Source organism: Streptomyces mayteni (assembly GCF_054783955.1).
Genome location: NZ_BAAGPR010000080.1, coordinates 1 through 22,416, shown reverse-complemented (window position 1 = coordinate 22,416; position 22,416 = coordinate 1). Strand labels below are relative to the sequence as shown.

Sequence of the window (22,416 nt, the reverse complement as noted above, 5' to 3'; positions counted from 1 at the left end):
CGTCATCGCGTGAGGCCGCGCACTCGCGGGAGGAGGCCGTGCCCGAGTCCCGCTGGGAACCGACGGGGCGGCCGGGGACGCCGACGGCTACGAACGGCGGCGATGACCATCAGCACGACTCGCCCTCGGCGCCGAGTTGGCCGGCGGCTCAGCACCGCGTCCCGGGATAGTCGCGGACCAGCGCGCGCAGCGGTTCGCCGGCCCGCTCGGCGAGCGTGTCGCGGAGCCGGGTGAGGCGGTCGATGCGCGCGTCCAGGTCGGCGAGGCGACGGCGGATGACGGTGCGCGGCAGCGGGCAGGTCTCGGAGCCGGCGGTCAGGTCGGGCGGCGGGCCGCCCGCCGGTTCGACGCTTACCCGCCACGCGTCGACCAGCGTGCGGACGTCCTCGATGGTCAGCCCCGTGGCCAGCATCTCGCGGATCGACCGCAGCCAGTCGACGTCCGCCGGCTCGTAGCGGCGGTGCCCTGACGTGGCGCGGCGCGCCGTCAGCAGGCCGCGCTGCTCGTAGTACCGCACCGCGCGCGTCGTCAGCCCGGCCGCCGCCGCCACCTCGCCGATCCGCACCTACACCTCCACCAGCACGGACCCCAGGTGGCGGCCGGCAAGCAGCTCGCGCAGCGCGGCGGGCGCGCGGTCCAGGCCCGCGAGCCTGACGTGCGGGAACGCGAGCCGGCCGGCCCGCAGCCCATCCCCGAACTCTCGCAGGCCCTCGGCGACCACGTCCAGGTGGTGGTAGCCAGGCACCCCGCGCAGCGTGATACCGCGGGCCAGCAGGGACCACGTGTCGACCTCGACCGACGACCGCATGCCGCCGGTGGCCTGCACCGACATCGCCCCGAGCAGCGCCACCCTGGCCCTGGGCCCGGCCAGTGCCAGGGCCGCCGTCAGCTGTTCGCCGCCCACCAGGTCGAGGACGACGTCGATCCCGTCGGGCGCGGCGGCCCGCAGCCGCTCCTCGAACGGTTCCTCGCCGCCGCGCAGCACGACGTCGTCATAGCCCAACTCCGCGACCAGACGCTCGCCCTTGGCCGCCGAGCCCGTGGTGCCGATCACCCGCCCGGCGCCGCGCAGCCGGGCGAACTGGCCGGTGAGCGCGCCCACTCCGCCGGCCGCACCGGTGACCAGCACGGTGTCGCCGTCCCGCACCTCGGCGCCCCTGGTCACCGCGATCCAGGCGGTGGCCGCCTGCGAGAGGTGCGCGGCCGGGTCGTCGAACACGGTCGGGTCGAGGGGCTGCACCGCGGCGGCGTCCAGCACCGCGTACTCGCGCCAGCCGAGGCCGTGTTGGACCATATCGCCGGGTGCGAGGCCGGAGGCCCCCGGTCCGAGGGCCACCACCTCGCCCACCGCGGGGCCCGGAATGGGGGCACCTCCCAGCGTTAGCTGGGGGAGGCTCGCCGACCGCGAGGGACGGCATGGAGCCTTCGAGGCCGAGGTCCTCGTTCATCAGCGTCCTGGTGACCGCCACCACGGCCATCAGCCGGTTGCGCACCAGCACCTGCCCCGGGCCCGGCTCGGGCACCGGGCAGGTCACCAGGTCGAAGTGCTCGTCGGCGGGCTCGGCGCCGGGCGCGGGACGGGCGGCCAGGTGGATCACGCGGTGGGTGGCGGCGGGCATGGGGCGCTCCAGGTGACGAGGCGGCGGATCGCTAGGCCCCGGCAACGCTAGAACTTGACGCGTACGTCAGATGCAAGCTCGTTCCTCGCCACCAGCCGGGAGCCGGCCGAGGCGCGGGACTGGAGCCAGGCGCAGCCCAGCGCGCCGAGCACCAGGATCGCGCCGACCCACGCCGTCCAGGCGTAGCCGAGGCCACCGTCGATCACCAGGCCGCCGGCCCAGGGGCCGATGGTGTTGCCGGTGTTGAAGGCGGAGGTGGCGGTCGCGCCGGCCAGGGTCGGGGCCATGGCGCCCGCGAGGTTGAAGATCCGGGCGTTGAGCCCCGGCGCGCACAGGAAGGAGGCGAAGCCGAGCACCCCGGCCAGCGTCACCACGGCGGCCGGCACCGAGACCAGCAGCCCGACCAGGGCCAGCACGCCGGCGGCCGTGCCGAGGCCGGCGTAGAGGGTGCCGAACATGTGCCGGTCGGCCAGCCGGCCGCCGAGCACGGTGCCGCCGAGCGCGCCGACGCCGTACAGCACCAGCGCCACCGGCACCCAGCTCTCGGAGAGGCCCGACTCGTCGGTGAGCAGCGGCGCGAGGTAGGAGAAGAAGCAGAAGGTGCCACCGGCGAACAGCACCGTGGTCACCACGGCGAGCCAGACCAGGCGGTCGCGGTAGATCCGCAGTTCGTCGCGGAGCCGTGAGCCGCCGCTGGCCTCGGCCCGCGCGGTGTGCGGGACGAAGAGCAGCACGCCGACCAGGCCGACGGCGGAGAGCAGCGCCACCGCCCAGAACGCCGAGCGCCAGCCCAGGCTCTGGCCGAGGACCGCGCCGCCCGGCACGCCGGTGATGTTGGCGACGCTCAGGCCACCGATCATGACGGCCATCGCCCGCGCCCTGGCGCCGTCGGGCGCCAGCGAGATGGCGACGGCGGCGCCCACGGCCCAGAAGCCGGCACAGGCCAGCGCGCTCACCACCCGGCAGGCGAAGAGCACCGCGTAGTTCGGCGCGAGCGCGCCGACCACGTGGCCGACCGCGAAGACGGCGAGCAGCCAGACCAGGGTCACCCGGCGCGGCAGCCGTTGGGTGGCGCCGGCGAGCACCGGGGCGCCGACCACCATGCCGATCGCGAAGGCCGATATCAGCAGGCCGGCGGTGGGGATGGAGACGTCGAGGTCGTCGGCCACCTCGGGGAGCAGCCCGGAGAGCATGAACTCGGAGGTGCCGAGCGCGAACACGGCGCCGCCGAGCACGTAGACGGCGAGGGGGAGCCGCGTGGGCGGAGCGGAGCGGGAAACCGGGGAATCTGCGGAAACCGGGGAATCCGGGGAATCTGGGGACACGTCCCATTGCAACGTGGCGCCGCGCGCGGAGCATTCCCAGCCGGGTCGCGACCGGACGGTTTCGGCCGTCCGCCGTTGGCCCGATCACTGAAAACGGGCCCGAACGGCGGCGGAACGGGCGTCCTCCGGTCAGCCCCGGGCATCGGCGAGCGAGCCGAGCGGCGCCACCTCGCGGCCCGTCACCCCGCACACCCAGTGCGGGTTCTCGCCCAGCTCCGGCTCCAGATCCAGGGCGTGCGGCTCCCCCTCGGGGGGCGTGGGCTGGCAGAACGGGCACAGCGGCCAGCGCCCGTGGTGTTCGAGGAGGGCGTCCTGCATGTCCTGGGCGAGCAGCCCCGGCACGAAAACCGCCCCCTCCGGCCACTGGTCGGACCACCAGCGACGATGGGAAACTGCCTTCTCCAGCATGGAAACTTCCTTCGGACCGGCCAGCCCGTCAGCGGTCAGATCCGCCAGCACCAGGGCCCTGCCCCGGTGAATGGCCTCTTCCGAAGTCGGCTCCTCCATACAGACCATTGGACCATCACCTGGCACACCAGTGGATACCAACCAGCGCTTCACGGGGGCTTGACGGACCCTCGCTCCCGAAAATACGTTTCGCCTGTGAGGAATGCGATGAAGGAAAATTTCGTCCGACGTGTCGGCAGAACCCGACCCGTCGCCGCCGTCGCACCCCGCCCCGCGCCACCCGAGCCCGGGGCGCTCGCCGCGAAGGTGCGCACCATGGCGCCCTCCATGACCCGTTCCATGCAGCGCGTGGCGGAGACCGTCGCCGGTGACCCGGCCGGCTGCGCCGCCCTCACCGTCACCGGCCTCGCCGAGCGCACCGGCACCAGCGAGGCCACCGTCGTCCGCACCGCCCGGCTGCTCGGCTACCCCGGCTACCGGGACCTGCGGCTGGCGCTCGCCGGGCTCGCCGCCCAGCAGGCGTCGGGCGCGGCCCCGGCGGTCACCGCCGACATATCCGTCGACGACCCGCTGAGCGACGTCGTCGCCAAGCTCGCCCAGGACGAGCGGCAGACCCTCACCGACACGGCGGGGGCGCTCGACCTGGCGCAGTTGGAGGCGTCGGTCAGCGCGCTGGCGTCCGCCCGCCGGATCGACGTCTACGGCATCGGCGCCTCGTCGCTGGTCGCCCAGGACCTGGCGCAGAAGCTGCTCCGCATCGGCCTGGTCGCGCACGCCCACGCGGACCCGCACCTGGCCGTCACCAACGCGGTCCAGCTCCGCACCGGGGACGTCGCGGTGGCCATCACCCACTCGGGCCGCACGGTGGACGTGATCGAGCCGCTCCAGGCGGCGTTCGACCACGGCGCGACGACGGTGGCGATCACCGGCCGCCCGGACGGCGAGGTCACCCAGTACGCGGACCACGTGCTGACCACCTCGACCGCCAGGGAGAGCGAGCTCAGACCGGCCGCGATGTCCAGCCGCACCAGCCAACTGCTGGTGATCGACTGCCTGTTCATCGGCGTCGCGCAGCGCACCTACGAGTCGGCCGCGCCCGCGTTGCACGCCAGCTACGAGGCGCTGGCCCACCGCCACTCGCCGCGCGAGCGCTGAGCCACCGCCCGCACGGCCGTCACCCCCCTGCCCCCGGCCCCCCTGGCCCAGAACATGGAGAGCCGAACCCGCATGTCCACGGACTTTGACTCGCTGACCACCGAGGCCCACCGGCCGGAACTCGCCGAGATCGACCGGCTTTCGACGCTGGAGATCGCCCGCACCATGAACGCCGAGGACGCCCTCGTCCCGGCGGCGGTGGCGGCCCAGCTGCCGAACATCGCCGCCGCCATCGACGCGGCGGCCGAGCGGATGGCCAGGGGCGGACGCCTGCTCTACCTGGGGGCGGGCACGGCGGGCCGGCTCGGGGTGCTGGACGCCAGCGAGTGCCCGCCCACCTTCAACACGGACCCCGGCGAGGTGATGGGCCTGATCGCCGGGGGCCCCGAGGCCATGGTCTCGGCGGTGGAGGGCGCCGAGGACAGCGAGGAGCTGGCCGCGGCCGACCTGGCCGGGATCGGCGTCACGGCCGACGACGTGGTGGTGGGCGTCTCGGCCTCCGGGCGCACCCCGTACGCGGTGGGCGCCGTCCGGTACGCGAGAGCCAGGGGGGCGCTGACCGTCGGCGTCTCCTGCAACCCCGGCTCCCCGCTGGCCGCCGCCGCGCACCACGGCATCGAGGTCGTGGTGGGCCCCGAGCTGGTCACCGGCTCCACCCGGCTCAAGGCGGGCACCGCGCAGAAGCTCGTGCTCAACATGATCTCGACCATCAGCATGATCCGGCTCGGCAAGACCTACGGGAACCTGATGGTCGACGTGCGCGCCTCCAACGAGAAGCTGCGGGCCCGCTCGCGGCGCATCGTCCACCTGGCGACGGGCGCGCCGGAACCGGTGATCGAGGACGCGCTGACCGCCACCGGCGGCGAGGTGAAGAACGCGATCCTCACCATCCTCGGCAAGGTCGACGCGGGCACGGCCGACCGGCTGCTCGCCGACAGCCACGGCCACCTGCGGGCCGCGCTCGCCGCGGCCGACGCCCGTGGCTAGCGCGGAGCTGGCGGTCGCCGGCCTCACCGAGGCGGACATCGCGGAACGCACGCCGCTCACCGGCGGCACCTACAACGCCTTGTACCTGCTGCGGCTGACGGACGGCCGCCGGCTGGTCCTGAAACAGCCCCCGCCGCCCGACACCCCGGGGCTCACCCATGAGCGCCGACTGCTGGTGGGCGAAGCCGAGTTCTACCGCGCGGCGGCGCGGGCCGGGGTGCCGGTGCCGGCGGTGGTGTCCTGGAACGAGGACCACCTGCTGATGACGGAGTGCCCGGGCGTCTCCTGGAACGACGCCCCGCCTACCTCCGGCGCGGAGCGCGCGCGGCTGCGGCGCGAACTCGGCGCGCTGGTCCGCCGGCTGCACGCCGTGCACGGCCCCGGCTTCGGCTACCCGAGCGGCGCGGTCCCGCCCTCGGCCGACTGGCGCGGCACCTTCACCGCCATGCTGGACGCCGTCCTGGCCGACGCCGACCGCTACGCGGCACCGCTGCCGGTGCCGACCGCCCGCATCCGCGCCCTGGCGTCCGCCGTCGCCCCGGTGCTCGACGAGGTCACGACGCCCGCCCTCGTCCACTTCGACCTGTGGGCCGGCAACGTCCTGCTGGCGGACGGGCGGATAAGCGCCCTGATTGACGGCGAGCGGATGTTCTGGGGCGACCCGCTCGCCGACTTCGCGTCGCTCTGCCTGCTGGCTCCGCTGGACGACGACCTGCTGGCCGGCTACGGCGCGGCGGCCTTCTCCCCGGCGGAGCGCCTGCGGATGGCGCTCTACCGGACGTATCTCGACGTCATCATGCTCACGGAGGGCGCACCGCGCGCCTACCCGGCGGCCCACGTCGCCCGGACCGTGCGGGAGGTCACGCCGCACCTGCGGGCGGCGCTCACCGAGTTGTCGGTGGCGGCCTGAGGGGCCTCCCCCCACCCGCCAGGCCCTGCGTGTCCGACGCCGTGCCGCCATGGCGGCGGAGGTAGGCCAGGACGGCGCGGACGCGGCGGTGGCCGCTGTCGCCGACCGACAGGCCGAGCTTGAGGAAGACGTTGCCGATGTGCTTGTGGACGGCGTTGTCGGTGATGAAGAGCCGTTGGGCGATGGTCGCGTTGTCGTGGCCCTCGGCCATCAGCGCGAGAACCTCGCGCTCGCGTGCGGTCAGGGCGTCGACGGGGTCGCCCCGCGCGAGGAGTTGGGCGATGACCTCCGGGTCCATGGCGGTGCCGCCGCCGGCCACCCGGCGCAGCGCGTCGGTGAACTCCGCGATGCGGCTCACCCGGTCCTTGAGCAGGTAGCCGATGCCGCCCCTGGCGTCGGCGAGGAGGCGACCCGCGTACTCCTGCTCCACGTACTGCGACAGGACCAGGACGGGCAGCCCGGGGTGGTCGCGGCGGGCCTGGACGGCGGCCCTGACGCCCTCGTCGCGGAAGGCCGGGGGCAGCCGCACGTCCACGATGGTGACGTCCGGTCGGTGGGTCTCGACGGCGCCGAGGAAACCGGGGGCGTCGGCCGCGATCGCGACGACGTCGAAGCCCTGGGAGTTGAGGAGGAGTTCGAGCCCTGACGACAGCAGGACGTTGTCCTCGGCGATCACCACCCGCACGGCAGCTCCACGGTGACGACGGTCGGCCCGCCGCGCGGGCTGCTGATCCTCATGGTGCCGTCGAGCGCGGCGGCGCGGCGGCGCATCCCGGCCAGTCCCGAGCCTCGGGCGGCGTCCGCGCCGCCGGTCCCGTCGTCGGCTATCTCCGCCCGGAGCAGCGCGTCGTCGCGGGTGACGCGAACCGAGGCGCTGGTGGCCCGGCTGTGCCGGGCGATGTTCGCCAGTGCCTCGGTGACGGCGAAGTAGGCGACCGCCTCGACCGCCGCCGGGATCTCACCGAGCGGGCCGACGTCGACGCGGGTCGGCACCCCGGCCCTGGCGGTCAGGGCGCTGAGCGCGCCGGCGAGGCCCTGGTCGGCGAGCACCGGGGGATAGATGGTGCGGATGACGGAGCGCAGCTCGGTCATCGCGTCCTCGGTCTCGGTGTGGGCCTGCCGGACGAGATCGGCCGCCGCGTCGGGGTCCTTGGCCAGGCTCTGGCCTGCCACGGCCAGCCGCATCGCGATGGCCACGAGCCGGGCCTGGGTGCCGTCGTGCAGGTCCCTTTCGATCCGGCGGAGTTCCGCGCTGTGCGCCTGGAGGACGTCCACGCGTGTCCTGGTGAGTTCGGTGACGCGGTTGCCAAGACGCTCGGCGGGCGAGGGCGCCAGGATCGCGAGGCAGCACCTGGCGTGCGCGCGGGCGAGCGGCGGGAGGGCGAGGGCGGCCAGTGCCGCCAGGACCACGAGGTTCAGCAGGCCGAGCGAGAACGCGGTGCCCCAGGTGGTGATCCGATCGCTGGCCACGGGCAGCCACGGCGCCGTGGGAAAGGCCCACCAGGCCACGGTGATGACGGGAGTGAGGGACAGGCTGCCGAGCAGGACCAGCGCGAGGGCGCCCGCCGGCAGGCCGGTGACCAGCTGTGTCGCGAGCCACCCGAGGTTGCGGCGGGCGGGGCGTGGGCGCGGCTCGACCGGCTGTGCGAGCAGCGCGCCGGCCGTCCCGCTCCGCCCAGGGCTGGGCCAGCGAGGGAACGCACAGCAGGGGCGCGGCGGCGAGCGTCAGCGTGGCGGCCACCAGGGTGCCCGACAGGTAACGCCCGCCGCGCCACGTGCCGAGCCACCGTGTGCGGGCCGCGACGAGTACGTCGAGCACCTGTTCCGTTTCCCTTGGTCGTCCGGGAGGAGTGCGGAGGCCCTCCACGTGACGACCGTAGAGGCCGGCCACCACCGCGACACTACAGGCAGCTGTAGCTTTCGCCCGGGGGCCCGCGGCAGCGATCCGCGACCCCGCGCCTACCTAGCGTGGACGCATGAGATCGACGAACCCGAGCGCCACGCCAGGCCCTCCGCACGCTCCCCAGCCCGACCGGCCGGGGCGGCACGACCGCCGGATCGGCAGGCGGTGGGCGGCCGCCGCCGCGGTCCTCGTCACCGCCGGCACGGCCGTCGCCCTCCAGTTGCCGGCCGACGCACACCAGCCGGCCGGGCCCGGATACCGGCAGGACGATCTGCGTCGGGACACCGACGCCATCACGGCGCTGGGGGTGACGGGGGTGCAGGCGCGGGTGTCCACCGGCACCGGCCGGGATCTGGTCGCCACCAGCGGCGTCGCCGAGGTGGGCGGTGACCGCCCGGTGCCCCGCGACGGCTACTTCCGGATGGCCAGCACCGGCAAGGCGCTGGTGGCCACCGTGATCCTGCAACTGGTCGACGAGGGCAGGCTGGCGCTCGACGACACGGTGGACCGCTGGCTGCCGGGACTGGTGGAAGGCAACGGCAACGACGGGCGCCTGCTCACCGTCCGCCACCTCCTCCAGCACACCGGCGGCATCCACGACGACCTGCCCGGCTTCGCCACCCCGCAGGAGTACTACGAGCACCGGTACGACGCCTACACCCCCCGGGAGATCGTCGCGCGGGCGATGCGGTACCCCCCGGACTTCGCACCCGGCGACGGGTGGGGGTACTCCAACACCGGCTACGTCCTCCTCGACATGATCATCGAGGAGGTCACGGGTCAGCCATGGCACCGGGAGGTCGAGGATCGGATCCTGCGGCCACTCGGCATGGACCGCACCTACCTGCCGGGCGACACGCCCACCCTCCGCCGCCCGCACGCCAACGCCTACGAGGTCTACCCCTCGGGCGAACGGGTCGACGTCACCGAGGTGATCGTCCCCGACCCCGGCGGATACGTCTCCACCACCGCGGACGTCAACCGCTTCTTCGGGGCCCTGCTCGGCGGCGAGCTGCTGCCCGGGGCACGGCTGGCCGAGATGCGGGACACCGTCCCGGTCAGCGAGGAGATGCGGGCGTTCTGGCCGGACGGGCGCTACGGCCTCGGCCTGCTCAACCGGCCCCTGTCCTGCGGCGGCGGCTACTGGGGCCACGAAGGCGGCGAGAGCGGCTACATCACGCTGAACGGCGCCACCGAGGACGGCGGTCGTACCGTCACCGTCTCGATGTCCACCGCCCTGGGCGACTCGCCCGACCACATACTCCGGCAGGAGCGGGCCGCCAGTGACCTCGTCGACCACGCGCTGTGCGACACCCCGGGCGACGAGCGGGACGGGTGACGGGCGAGGGCCCGCCCGGCGGCTGGTGCCGCCGGGCGGGCCCGGGAACTTCGAGGACGGTGCGCGGCGACGCGCGATCCGTCAGAAGTCCATGCCACCGCCCATGTCGCCCGCACCGGCGCCGGCACCGGCCGCCGCCTTCTCGGGCTTGTCGGCGATCACGGCCTCGGTGGTGAGGAAGAGGGCCGCGATGGACGCCGCGTTCTGCAGCGCGGAGCGGGTGACCTTGGCCGGGTCGATGATGCCCTCGGCCAGCAGGTCGACGTACTCGCCGGTGGCCGCGTTCAGGCCGTGGCCCGGGGTCAGGCCGCGGACCTTCTCGACCACGACGCCGCCCTCGAGGCCGGCGTTGACCGCGATCTGCTTCAGCGGGGCCTCGAGCGCCAGCTTGACGGCGGCGGCACCGGTGGCCTCGTCGCCGTCCAGGTCCAGCTTGTCGAAGACCGAGGCGGCCTGCAGCAGGGCGACGCCACCACCGGCGACGATGCCCTCCTCGACGGCGGCCTTGGCGTTGCGCACCGCGTCCTCGATGCGGTGCTTGCGCTCCTTGAGCTCCACCTCGGTGGCGGCGCCGGCCTTGATGACGGCCACGCCGCCGGCCAGCTTCGCGAGGCGCTCCTGGAGCTTCTCGCGGTCGTAGTCCGAGTCGGAGTTGTCGATCTCGGCGCGGATCTGGTTGACGCGGCCCTGGACCTGCTCGCTGTCACCGGCACCGTCGACGATGGTGGTCTCGTCCTTGGTGATGACCACCTTGCGGGCGCGGCCCAGCAGGTCGAGGGTGGCGTTCTCCAGCTTGAGACCGACCTCCTCGGAGATGACCTGGCCGCCGGTGAGGATGGCGATGTCGTTGAGCATGGCCTTGCGGCGGTCGCCGAAGCCCGGGGCCTTGACGGCGACGGACTTGAAGGTGCCGCGGATCTTGTTCACGACGAGCGTGGACAGGGCCTCGCCCTCGACGTCCTCGGCGATGATCAGCAGCGGCTTGCCGGACTGCATGACCTTCTCCAGCAGCGGCAGCAGGTCCTTCACGCTGCCGATCTTGGAGTTGACGATGAGGATGTAGGGGTCCTCGAGCTCCGCCTCCATGCGCTCCATGTCGGTGGCGAAGTAGGCCGAGATGTAGCCCTTGTCGAAGCGCATGCCCTCGGTGAGCTCGAGCTCGAGCCCGAAGGTCTGCGACTCCTCGACGGTGATGACGCCTTCCTTGCCGACCTTGTCCATGGCCTCGGCGATCAGCTCGCCGATCTGGGTGTCGCCGGCGGAGATGGAGGCGGTGGAGGCGATCTGCTCCTTGGTCTCGACCTCCTTGGCCTGGCCGAGCAGGGCCTCGGAGACCTTCTCGACCGCGGCCTCGATGCCCCGCTTCAGGGCCATCGGGTTGGCACCGGCGGCCACGTTGCGCAGGCCCTCGCGGACCAGTGCCTGGGCCAGCACGGTGGCGGTGGTGGTGCCGTCGCCAGCGACGTCGTCCGTCTTCTTGGCGACCTCCTTGACGAGCTCCGCGCCGATCTTCTCGTAGGAGTCCTCGAGCTCGATCTCCTTGGCGATGGAGACACCGTCGTTGGTGATGGTCGGAGCGCCCCACTTCTTCTCAAGGACGACGTTCCGGCCCTTGGGGCCGAGCGTGACCTTGACGGCGTCCGCGAGCTGGTTCATCCCGCGCTCGAGGCCGCGCCGCGCCTCCTCGTTGAACGCGATGATCTTGGCCATGTGAAGGGGTCCTCCCAGGTACCGGGGTGGATTACTCCGGACCGCGCTGGCGCCCGCGACGGACGGCCCATCGGCCGGCGGTTCCTTGCCCCACCTGCCGAACGGACCTCACCGAACCGGTCCTTGCTGTCACTCTCACCCGGAGAGTGCTAACGCCATGATTAGCACTCTCCCCCCAAGAGTGCAAGCGGCCCGAAGGGCCTCCATGAGGGGTGGTGGTCGGGCGACGGGAAGGGCGCAAGCGGCGACCGGTGGGGGGAGGCGGGGCGGGAGGCGCGCCGAGGGCCCGCGCCCAAGGTGCGGACGCGGGCCCTCGGCATCGAGGCCGTGGTACGGTCGGGCGGTTCAGACGGCCACCCGGACCATGTCGGCCTGTGGCCCCTTCTGTCCTTGCGAGATCTCGAACTCGACCCGCTGACCCTCTTCGAGAGTGCGGTAGCCGTCCATCTGAATCGCGCTGTAGTGGACGAACACGTCCGCACCACCGTCTACCGCGATGAAGCCGTAGCCCTTCTCCGCGTTGAACCACTTGACGGTGCCCTGAGCCATTCCTAACTCCCCATTTTGCTGGCCCTTTCACGAGACCGCGCTTCGCGGGCCCGGGTCAGACCTCATCAGACCCAACCCCCGGGCGGTGTGGGGGTGTGCGCCGGAACGCGTCGACCGCCGCTGAATGTATCTGGACGGACGCCCAGTGCAACAGGCCAATCGAGGGAGAATTCTTGGCAAGCCAGAACGGGCAAATGCCCAATATTAGCTGAAAGTTGAATCATTCGCCTGGGCTTTTTCGCCCCAACCCGACAATTCGTACGTCGATTTTCGGCACATTATTTGCGCCATGTGTCGCGAATTCATATGCGGGTGGCATCGGCCAGCGGCGCTCCGGAGCTCACTCTATCGCTCTCCAGACGGCCGCCCGCCCCGAGCCGCGGGGGCTCGAGGCGGGCGTGGAGTGCGTGTGGAGCTGGGGATTTGCGGTGGTAACGGCCGCTTACCGGACAAACGGAACGTCAGCCTCCGGCGACGGCCGGAATGATCGACACGCCCGCGCCGTCCGGCGTGGGGGTGAGCAGCCCTTCGGTGAAGCGGACGTCGTCGTCGTTCACATAAACGTTGACGAACCGCCGCAACCTGCCCTCGTCGTCCAGCACCCGGGCGGCGATCCCCTGGTGGTTGCGGTCCAGGTCGGCCAGCACCTCGGCCAGGGTCCCGCCGTCGGCCTGGACCTCGGACTGCCCGCCGGTGTAGGTGCGGAGGATGGTGGGGATTCGGACGGTCACGCTCATCTGGTTCTACCTCCCGTGAGGGGTTGGCCGGGTCGGGTCGGGGCGGCGGGTCACGCCAGACCGGCTTGCCGGAACGCGTCGAGGCTCGGCGGGATCGTCGCGGTCGGGCCGGCCGCCGAGGCGACCGCGTCCAGGGTCTTGAGGCCGTCGCCGCTGTTGATGACGACGGTGGTCAGGGAGGGGTCGAGCGCGCCCTCCTCGATCAGCTTCCTGGTGACGCCCAGCGTCACGCCGCCCGCGGTCTCGGTGAAGATGCCCTCGGTGCGGGCCAGCAGGCGGATCGCGTCCACCACCTGCTCGTCCGTGACGTCGGCCACGGCGCCGCCGGTGCGCCGCGCGATGTCCAGCACGTAGGGGCCGTCCGCCGGGTTGCCGATCGCCAGGGACTTGGCGATGGTGTTCGGCTTGACCGGGCGGACCACGTCGTGGCCGTCCCTGAAGGCCCGGGAGACCGGCGAGCAGCCCTCGGCCTGGGCGCCGAAGATCCGGTAAGGACGGTCCTCGACCAGGCCGGTGGCGATCAGCTCCTTGAGCCCCTTGTCGATCTTGGTGAGCTGCGATCCGGAGGCGATCGGGATCACCAGCTGGTCGGGCAGCCGCCAGCCGAGCTGCTCGCAGATCTCGAAGGCCAGCGTCTTGGAGCCCTCCGCGTAGTAGGGGCGGAGGTTGACGTTCACGAAGCCCCAGCCCTCGCCGAGCGGGTCGCCGATGAGCTCGCTGCAGAAGCGGTTGACGTCGTCGTAGCTGCCGTCGATGGCGACCACCTGGCCGCCGTAGACGGCGGCCATCACGACCTTGGCCTGTTCCAGGTCGTGCGGGATGAAGACGCAGGACCGCAGGCCGGCGCGGGCCGCGGCGGCGCCGACCGCGCCGGCCAGGTTGCCGGTGGAGGAGCACGACAGGGTGGTGAAGCCGAAGGCACGCGCTGCTTCGAGCGCCTGGGCGACCACCCGGTCCTTGAAGGAGTGGGTCGGGTTGCCCGAGTCGTCCTTGACGTAGAGGGGGCCGGTCACGCCAAGCTCGGCGGCCAGCCGGTCGGCCTTCACCAGCGGGGTGAGGCCGGGGTTCAGGTTGGGCTTGGTGGCGACGTCGGCGGGGACGGGCAGCAGCGGCGCGTAGCGCCAGATGCTCTTGGGGCCCGCCTCGATGCGCCGGCGCAGGCCCTCGGGGTCGCCGCTCGGCAGGTCGTAAGCGATCTCGAGCGGCCCGAAACAGGACGCGCAGGCGAAGATCGGGCTGAGCGGGAAGCGCTCGCCGCACTCGCGACAGGAGAGCGCGACGGCCGGACCGAGGTCGACGGATGCGGTGGGTGACGAGTCGGCTGCGGTCAGCACGGACATGGGTGCGAGGCCCTTTCCTCTCATCTTCCCCGAGGCGGCTCTCGCCCACGGGACGGAATTGGCACCTTCCCCACCGGAAGTCTCGTCGGACGCGGCCGCCATTGGCCGTCACTCCGTGTCACGAGGACCGGCGGAAGGGTTGCCGGGGCTTCAACGGGCCGTTCCCTCTGCCCCTCTGGATGAGCTGTATGCGGTTGTCGGCGCGGCCCCCGATATGCGGAGGACACCTGCGCTGTTCGAGACTGTAACCGACACCCCCCACAATGGCCCGGGCCGTCCGATCCGCGAGACACGAGGAGACACGGGAGACAGTGGGCGATCCGGGAGACAGCAGCACACTGGCGCGGGCCTGAGAACGACCCTGGCGGGCCCGGAGAAGTCGGGGCCCAGGCGACACCGCGATCTCGCATGGTCTCGACGGATTCGGGTACGCCGGTAAAGGGCAGATACGGCCAAACGATGCAATGGTGGCCAAAAGAGTTCGAACATGGCCGAACGCGAACAGGAGCGACATTCGTGCTGGAAGAGGCAGAGGAGTGGCTGAGCCGCCGGTCCTGGACCGCCGCTGACCGCCCGCTGCCGCGGCTGTTGAACGCGAAGCGGGCAGCAGGAGCGGCAGGGAGCATCAGCGTGGTACTCCCCGCACTGAACGAGGAGGCGACCGTAGGCGCCATCGTGGAAGCGCTCAGGCGCGACCTGATGGAACGGGTGCCGCTCATCGATGAACTGCTGGTGGTGGACTCCGGCTCCACCGACCGCACCTCGGAGGCCGCGGCCGCGGCGGGCGCGAAGGTCGTCCACCGCGACGAGATCCTGCCGCGGATGCCGACCGTCCCCGGCAAGGGCGAGGTGCTCTGGCGCTCGCTGATGGCCGCGAGCGGCGAGATCATCTGTTACGTCGACGCCGACCTGCGCGAGTTCGACTCCGCCTTCGTCTCGGGCATCGTCGGGCCACTCCTCACGGATCCCGACGTGCACCTGGTCAAGGCCATGTACGACCGGCCGCTCGGCGACAAGCCGACCGGCGCCCACCAGGGCGGCCGGGTCACCGAGCTGGTGGCCCGCCCGCTGCTCAACCTGCACTGGCCGCAACTGGCCGGCGTCGTCCAGCCGTTGGGCGGCGAGTACGCGGCCCGTCGCTCGCTGCTTGAGCGGCTGCCGTTCCCGGTGGGCTACGGCGTGGAGCTCGGGCTGCTGATCGACACGCTGAACACGGTCGGCCTCGACGCCCTGGCCCAGGTCGACGTGGGGGTGCGCAAGCACCGCCACCAGGACGGGCAGGCGCTGGGGCGGATGGCGGCGGCGATCATGCGGACCGCGCAGTGCCGGCTGCCGGGCTCGGTGCTGCCGATGCGGGTCGACATGACGCAGTTCGACCGCGGTCAGGAGGGCGGCTTCCAGCCGCGCACCCACCTGATCAACGCGGAGGAGCGTCCGCCGATGTTCACCGTCCCCGAGTACGCGGCGCGCCAGGCGGCGTAGTCGCGCGCGGGGCCGCCGGGGCGGGTGTGACGTGTCGCACGTTTCACCCGCTCCCCCGCTGGCTAGCCTCGGACCACGTCCCCGGGCCGCACGCGCCTCCGGCACCTCGATCTCCCCAGGGAGCCTCGATTCGATGACTACCGAAGTCCTGGCCGAAGTTCTGGTCGCCTCCAACCGCGGCCCGGTCAGCTACTCGGTGGCGGCCGACGGTTCACTCGCCGCCCGCCGCGGTGGTGGCGGCGTCGTCTCCGGCCTGATGGCGCTCGGCTCGGGCGCCGGCACCTGGGTGTGCGCGGCGCTCGGCGAGGGCGACCGGGCCGCGGCGGCCCGCTCCGGCGGCACGCTGCCGGCCGCCGACACCGGCGGCCAGTCGGTGCGGATGCTGGACATCCCGCCCGACACGTACGACGCCGCCTACAACGGGATCGCCAACTCGGTGCTGTGGTTCGTCCACCACCTGCTCTACCAGACCCCGTTCGAGCCGGTCTTCGACGAGACCTTCGAGGAGCGCTGGGCCGGCTTCGAGGCGTACAACACCGCCTTCGCCGACGCGCTCGCCGAGGAGGCGGGCGAGGGCGCGGCCGTGCTGGTGCAGGACTACCACCTGTCGCTGGTGCCGAGGATGCTGCGCGAGCGCCGCCCCGACCTGCGGATCGGCTTCTTCGCGCACACCCCGTGGGCGCCGCCCGACATGTTCCGGGTGCTGCCCGACCCGATCGCCAGGCGGGTGCTGCTCGGCATCCTGGGCTCCGACCGGGCCGCGTTCCACACCCGCCGCTGGGCGGACGCGTTCGCCGCCTGCTGCGCCGACCAGTTGGGCGCCGGGCAGGCCGACGACGTCGTGACCTTCGAGGGCCGGACGACGCGGCTCGGCGTGCACGGTCTCGGCGCCGACGCGGAGTTCCTGCGGGAGCGGGCGTTCCGCCCCGACGTGGACGAGCGGTTGGCGGCGCTGCGCGCCGAGATCGGCGACCGGCGCACCATCGTGCGGGTGGACCGCACCGAGCTGTCCAAGAACATCGTCCGCGGCCTGCTGGCCTACCGGCGGCTGCTGACCGATCGCCCCGAGTGGCACGGCCGGGTGACGCACGTGGCGTTCGCCTACCCGTCCCGGCAGGACCTGGCCGTCTACCGCGACTACACGGCCGAGGTCTCCCGGGTCGCGGAGGCGATCAACGCGGAGTTCGGCACGGCCGACTGGTCGCCCGTGCTGCTGCACGTCAAGGACGACTTCGCCCGCTCGCTCGCCGCCTACCGGCTGGCGGACGTGGCGTTGGTGAACCCGATCAGGGACGGGATGAACCTGGTCGCCAAGGAGGTCCCGGTGATCTCCGAACAGGGCGTGGCCCTGGTGCTGTCCAGGGAGGCGGGCGCGGCCGCCGAACTCGGCGACGACGCGCTGCTGGTCAACCCGTACGACATCGCGGGCACGGCCCAGGCGCTGCACCGCGCGCTGACGATGCCGCCGGAGGAACGGTCCCGCCGCACGGAGCGGCTGACCGCCGCGGCCACGGCGCTCCCCCCCCACGACCTGGTTCCTCGACCAACTCGCCGCCCTGCCGGCCTGCCGGCCTTAGCGGCCCCGACGGCCCGAGCGCCGACGGCCCAGCGGCCGCAGCGTATCCGACGGCCCTGGTCCCGAGGCCTGCCGGCAGCGGCAGGCCGCCTGCGGCCGAGCGAGCCTCCGGCGACCGGGCCTGCGGCCCGAGTCGCGGCCCGAGTCGCGGCCCTACGGCCCTCGACGCCAGCGGCCTGAGCGCCCCGCCGGCCAGAGGCCGCAGCGGATCGGACGACCTGAGCGCCCACGGCCTACCGGCCGCGGCAGGCGACCTTGCGGCAGCGGCGTCAGAGGGCCCAAAGGGCCGCGGCCCGCGGGCCGAACGTCCCCGGCAGCGGGGCCCGCGCCGCCCCCGTTGTCAGCGGCCCATACGTCCGGGGGCACTCCACCGACCAGAACCGTTCCGGCCGACCAGGAGTCGACGGCCCGCCGGCCGGAGCGGCCCGAAGGGCCGAACCGAACGGCATCCCGCCTACCTGCCGGCCGCAGGCCCCGACAGCGGAGCCCGAGGCCCCAGCGAAGAGCTACTGCCCGGCTACCAGCGCTTCGTAAGGCCTGGCACGCGCCGTCGGCCAGAGCCGTTCCGGCCACCTGAGCACCCACGGCGCTCCGGCCAGGACACCGGCCTGCGGCCGAACGGTCTCAGTGCCCACGGCCGAGGCAACGGCCTGGCCCGAGTTGAGAGCTAGGCGGGGACCCCGCCGGCCGGCACCAGCCGCTTCCGGCGCCTGTCACGCAGCCGCCAGCCAGGGCTTCGCGCAGCGGCTTCCCACGCGGCCCCACGGGCCGGTCACGGAGCCACTCCGGCCTTCCGGCCCTCGGCCGGCCGAGCGGCCCGCGCTCCGCGCGGCGGCTACGGCCACCCCGGCCAGCGGCCCGATGCCAACCCTCGGGTCGGCATCCGCGAGGTCGGGAAGCCCAGCGGCCAGCGAATCCGCGGCTAGCGACCCGGTGGGGGTGGGAGGGGGTTCGGCGGTGGGGTGGGTTCGTCGGGGCCGGGTGGCATCGGTGGGGGTGGGCCGGGCCGGGGTAGTGGCTCCGGTACCGGGGGTGGCTTGGGCGGGGGCGGCACGGGTTCACGGTCGTGGGCTGTCATCCGTGCCGGGTGCCCCGGCCGGTCGGAACTAACCGCAGACCGCGCGGTCGATCATGGCCACCGCCGCCTCGGACTGGGCCGTGAAGCGGTCCTGGTCGCCGATCGGTGTGGTGAAGATCGCGGAGGCCGCCGAGACCTCGCCTTCCGGGGTGACCGCGGCCTCCGACGAGGTGCCGAACGAGGTGCCGCCGTGGAACCAGACGCCCTCGTCGCAGCCCTCCGCCGGGCGCCAGGCTATGCCGAGCCCGTATCCGGCCTCGGGGTGGCCGAAGTCGGCCGGCACCGTGGTGCGCATCTGCGCCAGCTGCTCGGCCGGCAGCAGCGTGCCGTCCATCAGGGCGCGGAGGAAGGTGTTCATGTCGCCGGTGGTGCTGATGATGCCGCCGTCGGCCCCGCCGTCCACCGAGAGCGTGGTGTCGGTGAGTTCCTCCCGGCCGGGGAACTGGAGGTAGGCGGTGGCGGTGGGCTGCGGGACGTACGCGGAGGTGCCCGGGGTCATGGTGTGGCGCAGGTCGAGCGGCGCGATGATCCGCTCGTGGACCTCCTGCTCCCAGGGGTGCCCGGTGGCCTGCTCGATGATCATGCCGGCCAGCACGTAGTTGGTGTTGGAGTAGGACCAGCGGGTCTCGGCGGCCGGGTCGTCGGCGTCCGGCAGCCAGCCGGGGGCGTGCGTCATGGCCAACGCGACCTTGTCCTCCGGCGCGCGCGGCGTGAAGCGTTGCGCGAGATAGTTCTCGGGCGTCAACTGCTCGGGGTCGCCGAAGAAGATGTCCGTGTAGTTGGCGAGCCCGCTCGTCTGCTGGAGCAGGTTACGGATCGTGATGCGGCCGCCGTCGTTGCCGTTGCCGGTGACCAGGCCCGGCAGCCACTGCTCCACGGTGTCGTCCAGGCTCAACTCGCCCTCGGCGACCAGCTGGAGCGTGACCACCGAGACGAAGGTCTTGGTGTCGCTGCCGATCCGGTAGTAGGAGTCGAACGGCACCTGCCCGCCCGCCGCCAGGTCGGCGACCCCGGACCGTGCCTCCCGCTCGCGCCCCGCCCCGTCCCTCGCCTGGACGATCAGCCCCGAGGCGCCGGTGTCGCGCACCGCGTCCGCGTCGTGCTGGAGCTGGCCGCGGGACGGCCGCTCGACCGAGGCGGCCTGCGCCCAGGACCCGGACCCGAAGGCGGTGGCCGCGCCGATGGCGCCGAGGCCAGCCACCGCCAGGGCGGTCCTGGCCCGCGCCACCCTCCCCCAACTGAATCGCCGGCCCTGCCGCCTCGTGCTCGTACTCGTCCGCTTCGTCATGACGTGAACGCTACGGAGCGTCAACTCCCGCGGCCATCGCGCCAGCACGAGTGTTCTTGGTGGGGTTAGCTCTACCTCGGCCGCTACCCCAGCGCGTCGGCGAGCCGCCCCAGGAAGTCGACCAGGCCGGCCGGTCCCGGCACGGTCAGGTCGGTCGCCTCGGCCAGCCGCGACACCTCGTCGCTGCCGCTGCACACCCCGATCCCCGGCACGCCCGCCGCCCGCAGTTCGGCGACGGCGGAGAACGCGGCCAGGTCGCCCAGGTCGTCGCCGGCGTAGAGCACGGCGCCCGCGTTCCGCTCCCCGACCAGCGCGGTCAGCGCGGCGCCCTTGTCCATCCCGGGCGGCCGCAGTTCGAGCACCTGCCGGCCCGGTTCGAGCACCAGGCCCCAGTGCGCCGCCACCCGCTCCATCGGCTCCCGCAGGGCGGCGAGCGCGGCCTCGGGGTCGGGGGCGCGGCGGGTGTGCAGGGCCAGCGCGTTGCCCTTGTCCTCCAGGTGCGCGCCGTTGCGGCGGGCCTGCGCCGCCACCTCCAGGCGGGCGCCCGCGATCCCGCGGTGCGGCGGCGGCGTGCTCAACTCGCCGGTGGCCGCGTCCCAGCGCTCGGCCCCGTAGGCGCCGAGGACGACGAGACCGGCCAACTCCGGACGCGCCTCGAACCCACCGAGCTTCACGGCCACGGCGGCCGGCCGCCCGGTGACGATCGCCACCGCGGCCACCCGCCCGGCCAGCCGCGCCAACGCCGGCACGGCCTCCGGATGCGCCCTGGCCAGCGCCGGATCCTCGACGATCGGCGCCAGTGTTCCGTCGAAGTCGAACGCCAACAGCGCCCGCGCCGGCTCCCGCACGATGGCCTGGAGCCCGGCCCGCCCCGCTTCCGTCCGTGGTTCGGGAAGGTTACCCATGCCGCGACCCTACCCAGCGGGCGCGCCACCAGACCGGAGGACGGGACAGGACGGGACTGGGGAGGACAGGACGGGACTGCGCCTAACGGTTGGCGCGTTGGCGGGCGCGCCTCGCGCGGAGGCGGTTGACGGTGACGGGGTCGTGGGCCAGGGCCGCCGGGTCGTCGAGGAGGGCGTTGAGCACCTGGTAGTAGCGGGTCGGGGAGAGGCCGAGCCGCTCCCTGATCGCCCGCTCCTTGGCGCCGGCGCGCGGCCAGGAGGCGCGCTCGACGGCGAGGATCGACCGGTCGCGCTCGGACAGGCCGTCCTCGGCCGCGTCCCGTTCTTCCCCCGTTGTCCCCACTCCGTCATTTTATGCCCGGCCTCGGACACTCCCCAGCTGGGTAAGGCGTTACCACGGGGAACGCCGTCGCGTGTGAGGAGTTCCGATGCCCGAGCCCACCATCACCGAGCGGGAGATCGCCACCCAGCCCGACTGCTGGCGGCGCGCCGCGCTGGACGCCCGTGACGCGCTGGCCGGCGGCCTCGTCGGGGCGCCGCCCGGGCCCGGCGAGCGGGTGGCGGTCACCGGCTGCGGCACGTCGTGGTTCGTCGCCCAGTCCTACGCGGCGCTGCGCGAGGCCGCCGGGCAGGGCGAGACGGACGCGTTCGCCGCCTCCGCCTTCCCCGTCACCCGCGACTACGACCGGGTGGTGGCGATCACCAGGTCGGGCACCACCACCGAGGTCCTCGACCTGCTCGCCGCGTTGCGCGAGCGGCGGCCCGCCACGCCGGTGCTGGTGCTCACCGCCGACCCCACCTCGCCCGCGCTGCGCGCCGCCCGGCACGTCGTCGTCCTCGACTACGCGGACGAGCGCTCGGTGGTGCAGACGCGCTTCGCGACCAGCGCGCTGGCCTTCCTGCGCGCCGCGCTGGCCGGCACCGGGCCGCTGCCGCCCGGCGTCAAGCCGCTCGCCGAGGCGGTGGACGACGCCGAGCTGGCGCTCCGTCACCCGCTGCCGGCCGACGTGGTGTCCGCCGAGCAGTGGACGTTCCTCGGCCAGGGCTGGGGCTACGGCCTGGCGCTCGAGGCGGCGTTGAAGCTGCGCGAGGCGGCCGGCGCCTGGACGGAGGCGTATCCGGCGATGGAGTACCGGCACGGCCCGGTGGCCGTGGCCGCGCCGGGGCGCGTGGTGTGGCTGTTCGGCCCGGCGCCCGCCGGGCTCGCGGAGGAAGTGCGGCGCACCGGCGCGCTGTTGGTGGCGGACGGCGCGGTGGATCCGTTGGCCTGGCTGGTGCGCGCGCAGCGGCTCGCGGTGGCCGTGGCGGCGGCCCGCGGCCTCGATCCCGACCGGCCGCGGCACCTCACCCGTTCCGTGGTGCTGACCGCGGGACGCTAGCGCGATGGGTGTAGTGGACTAGACCTTTCCGCCGGTCCGGGGCCAGACTTGCGGGTGTGAGTCTCCCCCAAGACGCCGAAGCCGCCCACGACTCCTATGTGATCGCCCTCGACGTGGGCGGCACCACCATCAAGGCCGCGCTGACCGGTCCCGACAACGTGCCGCGCCACGAGGCGCGTCGGCCGACCGGCGGCGGAGGCGGGGACGGGGGCGGAGGCGGCGGTCCCGACGGCGCCGTGGCCGCCATCCTGGACTTCGCCGAGGAGCTGTGGGCGGCCGGCGTCGACCGCTTCGGCCGGCCGCCGGCCGCCGTCGGCGTCGGACTGCCTGGCGCCGTGGACGAGGCGGCCGGGGTCGCCGTCTACTCCGCCAACCTCGGCTGGCGGGACGTCCCCATCCGCCGGCTGCTGACCGAGCGGCTCGGCGGCGCGGCGCCGGTCGCGCTCGGGCACGACCTGCGGGTCGCCGCGCTGGCCGAGGGCCGGCTCGGCGCCGGCGTCGGCGTCGACCGCTTCCTGCTGGTGGCGCTCGGCACCGGCATCGCCACCGCCCTGTCGATCGACGGCCGCACCGAGCCGGGCGCGCACGGCAGGGCAGGCGAGCTCGGCCATGTCGTGGTGCGACCCGGCGGCACGCTCTGCGGCTGCGGCCGGCGCGGCTGCCTGGAGGCCGTCGCCTCGGCGGCGGCCGTGGGCCGCGCCTGGGCCGCCGCGGCCGGCGCCCCCG

General features: G+C 73.6%; 20 protein-coding genes, 2 pseudogenes and 1 riboswitch. Of the genes and pseudogenes, 8 read left to right on the top strand and 14 right to left on the bottom strand.

The window, feature by feature from the left end:
- Nucleotides 1-148: 148 nt before the first annotated feature.
- From ACYVPE_RS28195 to ACYVPE_RS28175, 5 genes and pseudogenes are all read right to left on the bottom strand, one after another.
- The gene (locus ACYVPE_RS28195; RefSeq protein ID WP_461036551.1) at nucleotides 149-565 is read right to left on the bottom strand and encodes a MerR family transcriptional regulator; all 417 of its coding nucleotides are present in this window, start codon (nucleotides 563-565) and stop codon (nucleotides 149-151) included.
- Nucleotides 566-1,294, bottom strand: a complete 729-nt coding sequence (locus ACYVPE_RS28190; protein ID WP_461036550.1) for a zinc-binding dehydrogenase — start codon at nucleotides 1,292-1,294, stop codon at nucleotides 566-568.
- A 196-nt stretch (nucleotides 1,295-1,490) separates the two neighbouring features.
- Nucleotides 1,491-1,619: pseudogene (locus ACYVPE_RS28185) on the bottom strand (NADP-dependent oxidoreductase); the annotation flags it as partial.
- Nucleotides 1,620-1,666: 47 nt separating this feature from the next.
- Nucleotides 1,667-2,944: a Cmx/CmrA family chloramphenicol efflux MFS transporter gene (locus tag ACYVPE_RS28180; RefSeq protein WP_461036549.1), complete on the bottom strand. Its 1,278-nt coding sequence runs from the start codon at nucleotides 2,942-2,944 to the stop codon at nucleotides 1,667-1,669.
- 129 nt (nucleotides 2,945-3,073) lie between these two features.
- On the bottom strand, nucleotides 3,074-3,451 hold the full coding sequence (locus ACYVPE_RS28175; protein ID WP_461036548.1) for a hypothetical protein: 378 nt from the start codon (nucleotides 3,449-3,451) through the stop codon (nucleotides 3,074-3,076).
- A 108-nt stretch (nucleotides 3,452-3,559) separates the two neighbouring features.
- Between ACYVPE_RS28175 and ACYVPE_RS28170 the strand changes: the two genes are divergently transcribed.
- From ACYVPE_RS28170 to ACYVPE_RS28160, 3 genes are all read left to right on the top strand, one after another.
- On the top strand, nucleotides 3,560-4,507 hold the full coding sequence (locus ACYVPE_RS28170) for a MurR/RpiR family transcriptional regulator (protein ID WP_461036547.1): 948 nt from the start codon (nucleotides 3,560-3,562) through the stop codon (nucleotides 4,505-4,507).
- A 72-nt stretch (nucleotides 4,508-4,579) separates the two neighbouring features.
- Complete coding sequence (gene murQ / locus ACYVPE_RS28165; protein ID WP_461036546.1) at nucleotides 4,580-5,494, top strand: N-acetylmuramic acid 6-phosphate etherase; 915 nt, start codon at nucleotides 4,580-4,582, stop codon at nucleotides 5,492-5,494.
- Nucleotides 5,487-6,404: a phosphotransferase family protein gene (locus tag ACYVPE_RS28160; RefSeq protein ID WP_461036545.1), complete on the top strand. Its 918-nt coding sequence runs from the start codon at nucleotides 5,487-5,489 to the stop codon at nucleotides 6,402-6,404. Before murQ ends, ACYVPE_RS28160 begins: the two co-directional genes overlap by 8 nt.
- Here ACYVPE_RS28160 and ACYVPE_RS28155 read toward each other — a convergent pair.
- Nucleotides 6,379-7,089 carry a response regulator transcription factor gene (locus ACYVPE_RS28155; protein WP_461036544.1) on the bottom strand — a complete coding sequence of 237 codons (711 nt, stop codon included), beginning with the start codon at nucleotides 7,087-7,089 and terminating at the stop codon, nucleotides 6,379-6,381. The genes ACYVPE_RS28160 and ACYVPE_RS28155 overlap by 26 nt on opposite strands.
- Nucleotides 7,077-7,874, bottom strand: coding sequence for a sensor histidine kinase (locus tag ACYVPE_RS28150; protein WP_461036543.1), 798 nt, complete (start codon nucleotides 7,872-7,874; stop codon nucleotides 7,077-7,079). The genes ACYVPE_RS28155 and ACYVPE_RS28150 overlap by 13 nt, the downstream gene beginning before the upstream one ends.
- Nucleotides 7,875-8,380: 506 nt before the next feature.
- Between ACYVPE_RS28150 and ACYVPE_RS28145 the strand changes: the two genes are divergently transcribed.
- Complete coding sequence (locus ACYVPE_RS28145) at nucleotides 8,381-9,646, top strand: serine hydrolase domain-containing protein (protein ID WP_461036542.1); 1,266 nt, start codon at nucleotides 8,381-8,383, stop codon at nucleotides 9,644-9,646.
- Between the two features lie 81 nt (nucleotides 9,647-9,727).
- Here the strand turns inward: ACYVPE_RS28145 and groL are convergent, their stop codons facing one another.
- The 4 genes from groL to thrC all read right to left on the bottom strand — a co-directional run bounded on the left by groL (nucleotide 9,728) and on the right by thrC (nucleotide 14,006).
- Nucleotides 9,728-11,356, bottom strand: coding sequence for a chaperonin GroEL (gene groL, locus ACYVPE_RS28140; RefSeq protein WP_461036541.1), 1,629 nt, complete (start codon nucleotides 11,354-11,356; stop codon nucleotides 9,728-9,730).
- 345 nt (nucleotides 11,357-11,701) lie between these two features.
- Nucleotides 11,702-11,905: a cold-shock protein gene (locus ACYVPE_RS28135; RefSeq protein WP_037653356.1), complete on the bottom strand. Its 204-nt coding sequence runs from the start codon at nucleotides 11,903-11,905 to the stop codon at nucleotides 11,702-11,704.
- Nucleotides 11,906-12,366: 461 nt separating this feature from the next.
- The gene (locus tag ACYVPE_RS28130) at nucleotides 12,367-12,642 is read right to left on the bottom strand and encodes a MoaD/ThiS family protein (protein ID WP_461036540.1); all 276 of its coding nucleotides are present in this window, start codon (nucleotides 12,640-12,642) and stop codon (nucleotides 12,367-12,369) included.
- A gap of 50 nt (nucleotides 12,643-12,692) precedes the next feature.
- Nucleotides 12,693-14,006 carry a threonine synthase gene (thrC, locus tag ACYVPE_RS28125; RefSeq protein WP_461036539.1) on the bottom strand — a complete coding sequence of 438 codons (1,314 nt, stop codon included), beginning with the start codon at nucleotides 14,004-14,006 and terminating at the stop codon, nucleotides 12,693-12,695.
- A riboswitch (SAM riboswitch) is annotated at nucleotides 14,000-14,168 on the bottom strand. Its footprint overlaps the gene before it by 7 nt.
- 330 nt (nucleotides 14,169-14,498) lie before the next feature.
- Here thrC and ACYVPE_RS28120 point away from each other — a divergent pair.
- Both ACYVPE_RS28120 and ACYVPE_RS28115 read left to right on the top strand, forming a co-directional pair.
- Entirely contained in the window at nucleotides 14,499-15,464 is a 966-nt protein-coding gene (locus tag ACYVPE_RS28120; protein ID WP_461036538.1) for a glucosyl-3-phosphoglycerate synthase, read from the top strand.
- A 133-nt stretch (nucleotides 15,465-15,597) separates the two neighbouring features.
- Nucleotides 15,598-17,041: pseudogene (locus ACYVPE_RS28115) on the top strand (alpha,alpha-trehalose-phosphate synthase (UDP-forming)).
- Nucleotides 17,042-18,146: 1,105 nt separating this feature from the next.
- Here ACYVPE_RS28115 and ACYVPE_RS28110 read toward each other — a convergent pair.
- The 3 genes from ACYVPE_RS28110 to ACYVPE_RS28100 form a co-directional block, all read right to left on the bottom strand.
- Complete coding sequence (locus tag ACYVPE_RS28110) at nucleotides 18,147-19,406, bottom strand: serine hydrolase domain-containing protein (RefSeq protein WP_461036537.1); 1,260 nt, start codon at nucleotides 19,404-19,406, stop codon at nucleotides 18,147-18,149.
- 83 nt (nucleotides 19,407-19,489) lie between these two features.
- Nucleotides 19,490-20,311: a trehalose-phosphatase gene (gene otsB, locus ACYVPE_RS28105; RefSeq protein WP_461036536.1), complete on the bottom strand. Its 822-nt coding sequence runs from the start codon at nucleotides 20,309-20,311 to the stop codon at nucleotides 19,490-19,492.
- An 82-nt stretch (nucleotides 20,312-20,393) separates the two neighbouring features.
- Entirely contained in the window at nucleotides 20,394-20,654 is a 261-nt protein-coding gene (locus tag ACYVPE_RS28100; RefSeq protein ID WP_461036535.1) for a DUF3263 domain-containing protein, read from the bottom strand.
- A gap of 85 nt (nucleotides 20,655-20,739) precedes the next feature.
- Here ACYVPE_RS28100 and ACYVPE_RS28095 point away from each other — a divergent pair, with 85 nt between their 5' ends.
- Both ACYVPE_RS28095 and ACYVPE_RS28090 read left to right on the top strand, forming a co-directional pair.
- Complete coding sequence (locus tag ACYVPE_RS28095; protein WP_461036534.1) at nucleotides 20,740-21,690, top strand: SIS domain-containing protein; 951 nt, start codon at nucleotides 20,740-20,742, stop codon at nucleotides 21,688-21,690.
- A 56-nt stretch (nucleotides 21,691-21,746) separates the two neighbouring features.
- On the top strand, nucleotides 21,747-22,416 hold a 670-nt coding region (locus ACYVPE_RS28090), incomplete at its 3' end, for an ROK family protein (protein ID WP_461036533.1).

Coding starts and splice junctions, on each gene's coding strand:
- groL (WP_461036541.1), bottom strand. CDS start 11,356: ATGGCCAAGATCATCGCGTTCAACGAGGAGGCGCGGCGCGGCCTCGAG.
- ACYVPE_RS28145 (WP_461036542.1), top strand. CDS start 8,381: ATGAGATCGACGAACCCGAGCGCCACGCCAGGCCCTCCGCACGCTCCC.
- murQ (WP_461036546.1), top strand. CDS start 4,580: ATGTCCACGGACTTTGACTCGCTGACCACCGAGGCCCACCGGCCGGAA.
- thrC (WP_461036539.1), bottom strand. CDS start 14,006: ATGAGAGGAAAGGGCCTCGCACCCATGTCCGTGCTGACCGCAGCCGAC.
- otsB (WP_461036536.1), bottom strand. CDS start 20,311: ATGGGTAACCTTCCCGAACCACGGACGGAAGCGGGGCGGGCCGGGCTC.
- ACYVPE_RS28175 (WP_461036548.1), bottom strand. CDS start 3,451: ATGGAGGAGCCGACTTCGGAAGAGGCCATTCACCGGGGCAGGGCCCTG.
- ACYVPE_RS28110 (WP_461036537.1), bottom strand. CDS start 19,406: ATGACGAAGCGGACGAGTACGAGCACGAGGCGGCAGGGCCGGCGATTC.
- ACYVPE_RS28190 (WP_461036550.1), bottom strand. CDS start 1,294: ATGGTCCAACACGGCCTCGGCTGGCGCGAGTACGCGGTGCTGGACGCC.
- ACYVPE_RS28135 (WP_037653356.1), bottom strand. CDS start 11,905: ATGGCTCAGGGCACCGTCAAGTGGTTCAACGCGGAGAAGGGCTACGGC.
- ACYVPE_RS28130 (WP_461036540.1), bottom strand. CDS start 12,642: ATGAGCGTGACCGTCCGAATCCCCACCATCCTCCGCACCTACACCGGC.
- ACYVPE_RS28095 (WP_461036534.1), top strand. CDS start 20,740: ATGCCCGAGCCCACCATCACCGAGCGGGAGATCGCCACCCAGCCCGAC.
- ACYVPE_RS28170 (WP_461036547.1), top strand. CDS start 3,560: ATGAAGGAAAATTTCGTCCGACGTGTCGGCAGAACCCGACCCGTCGCC.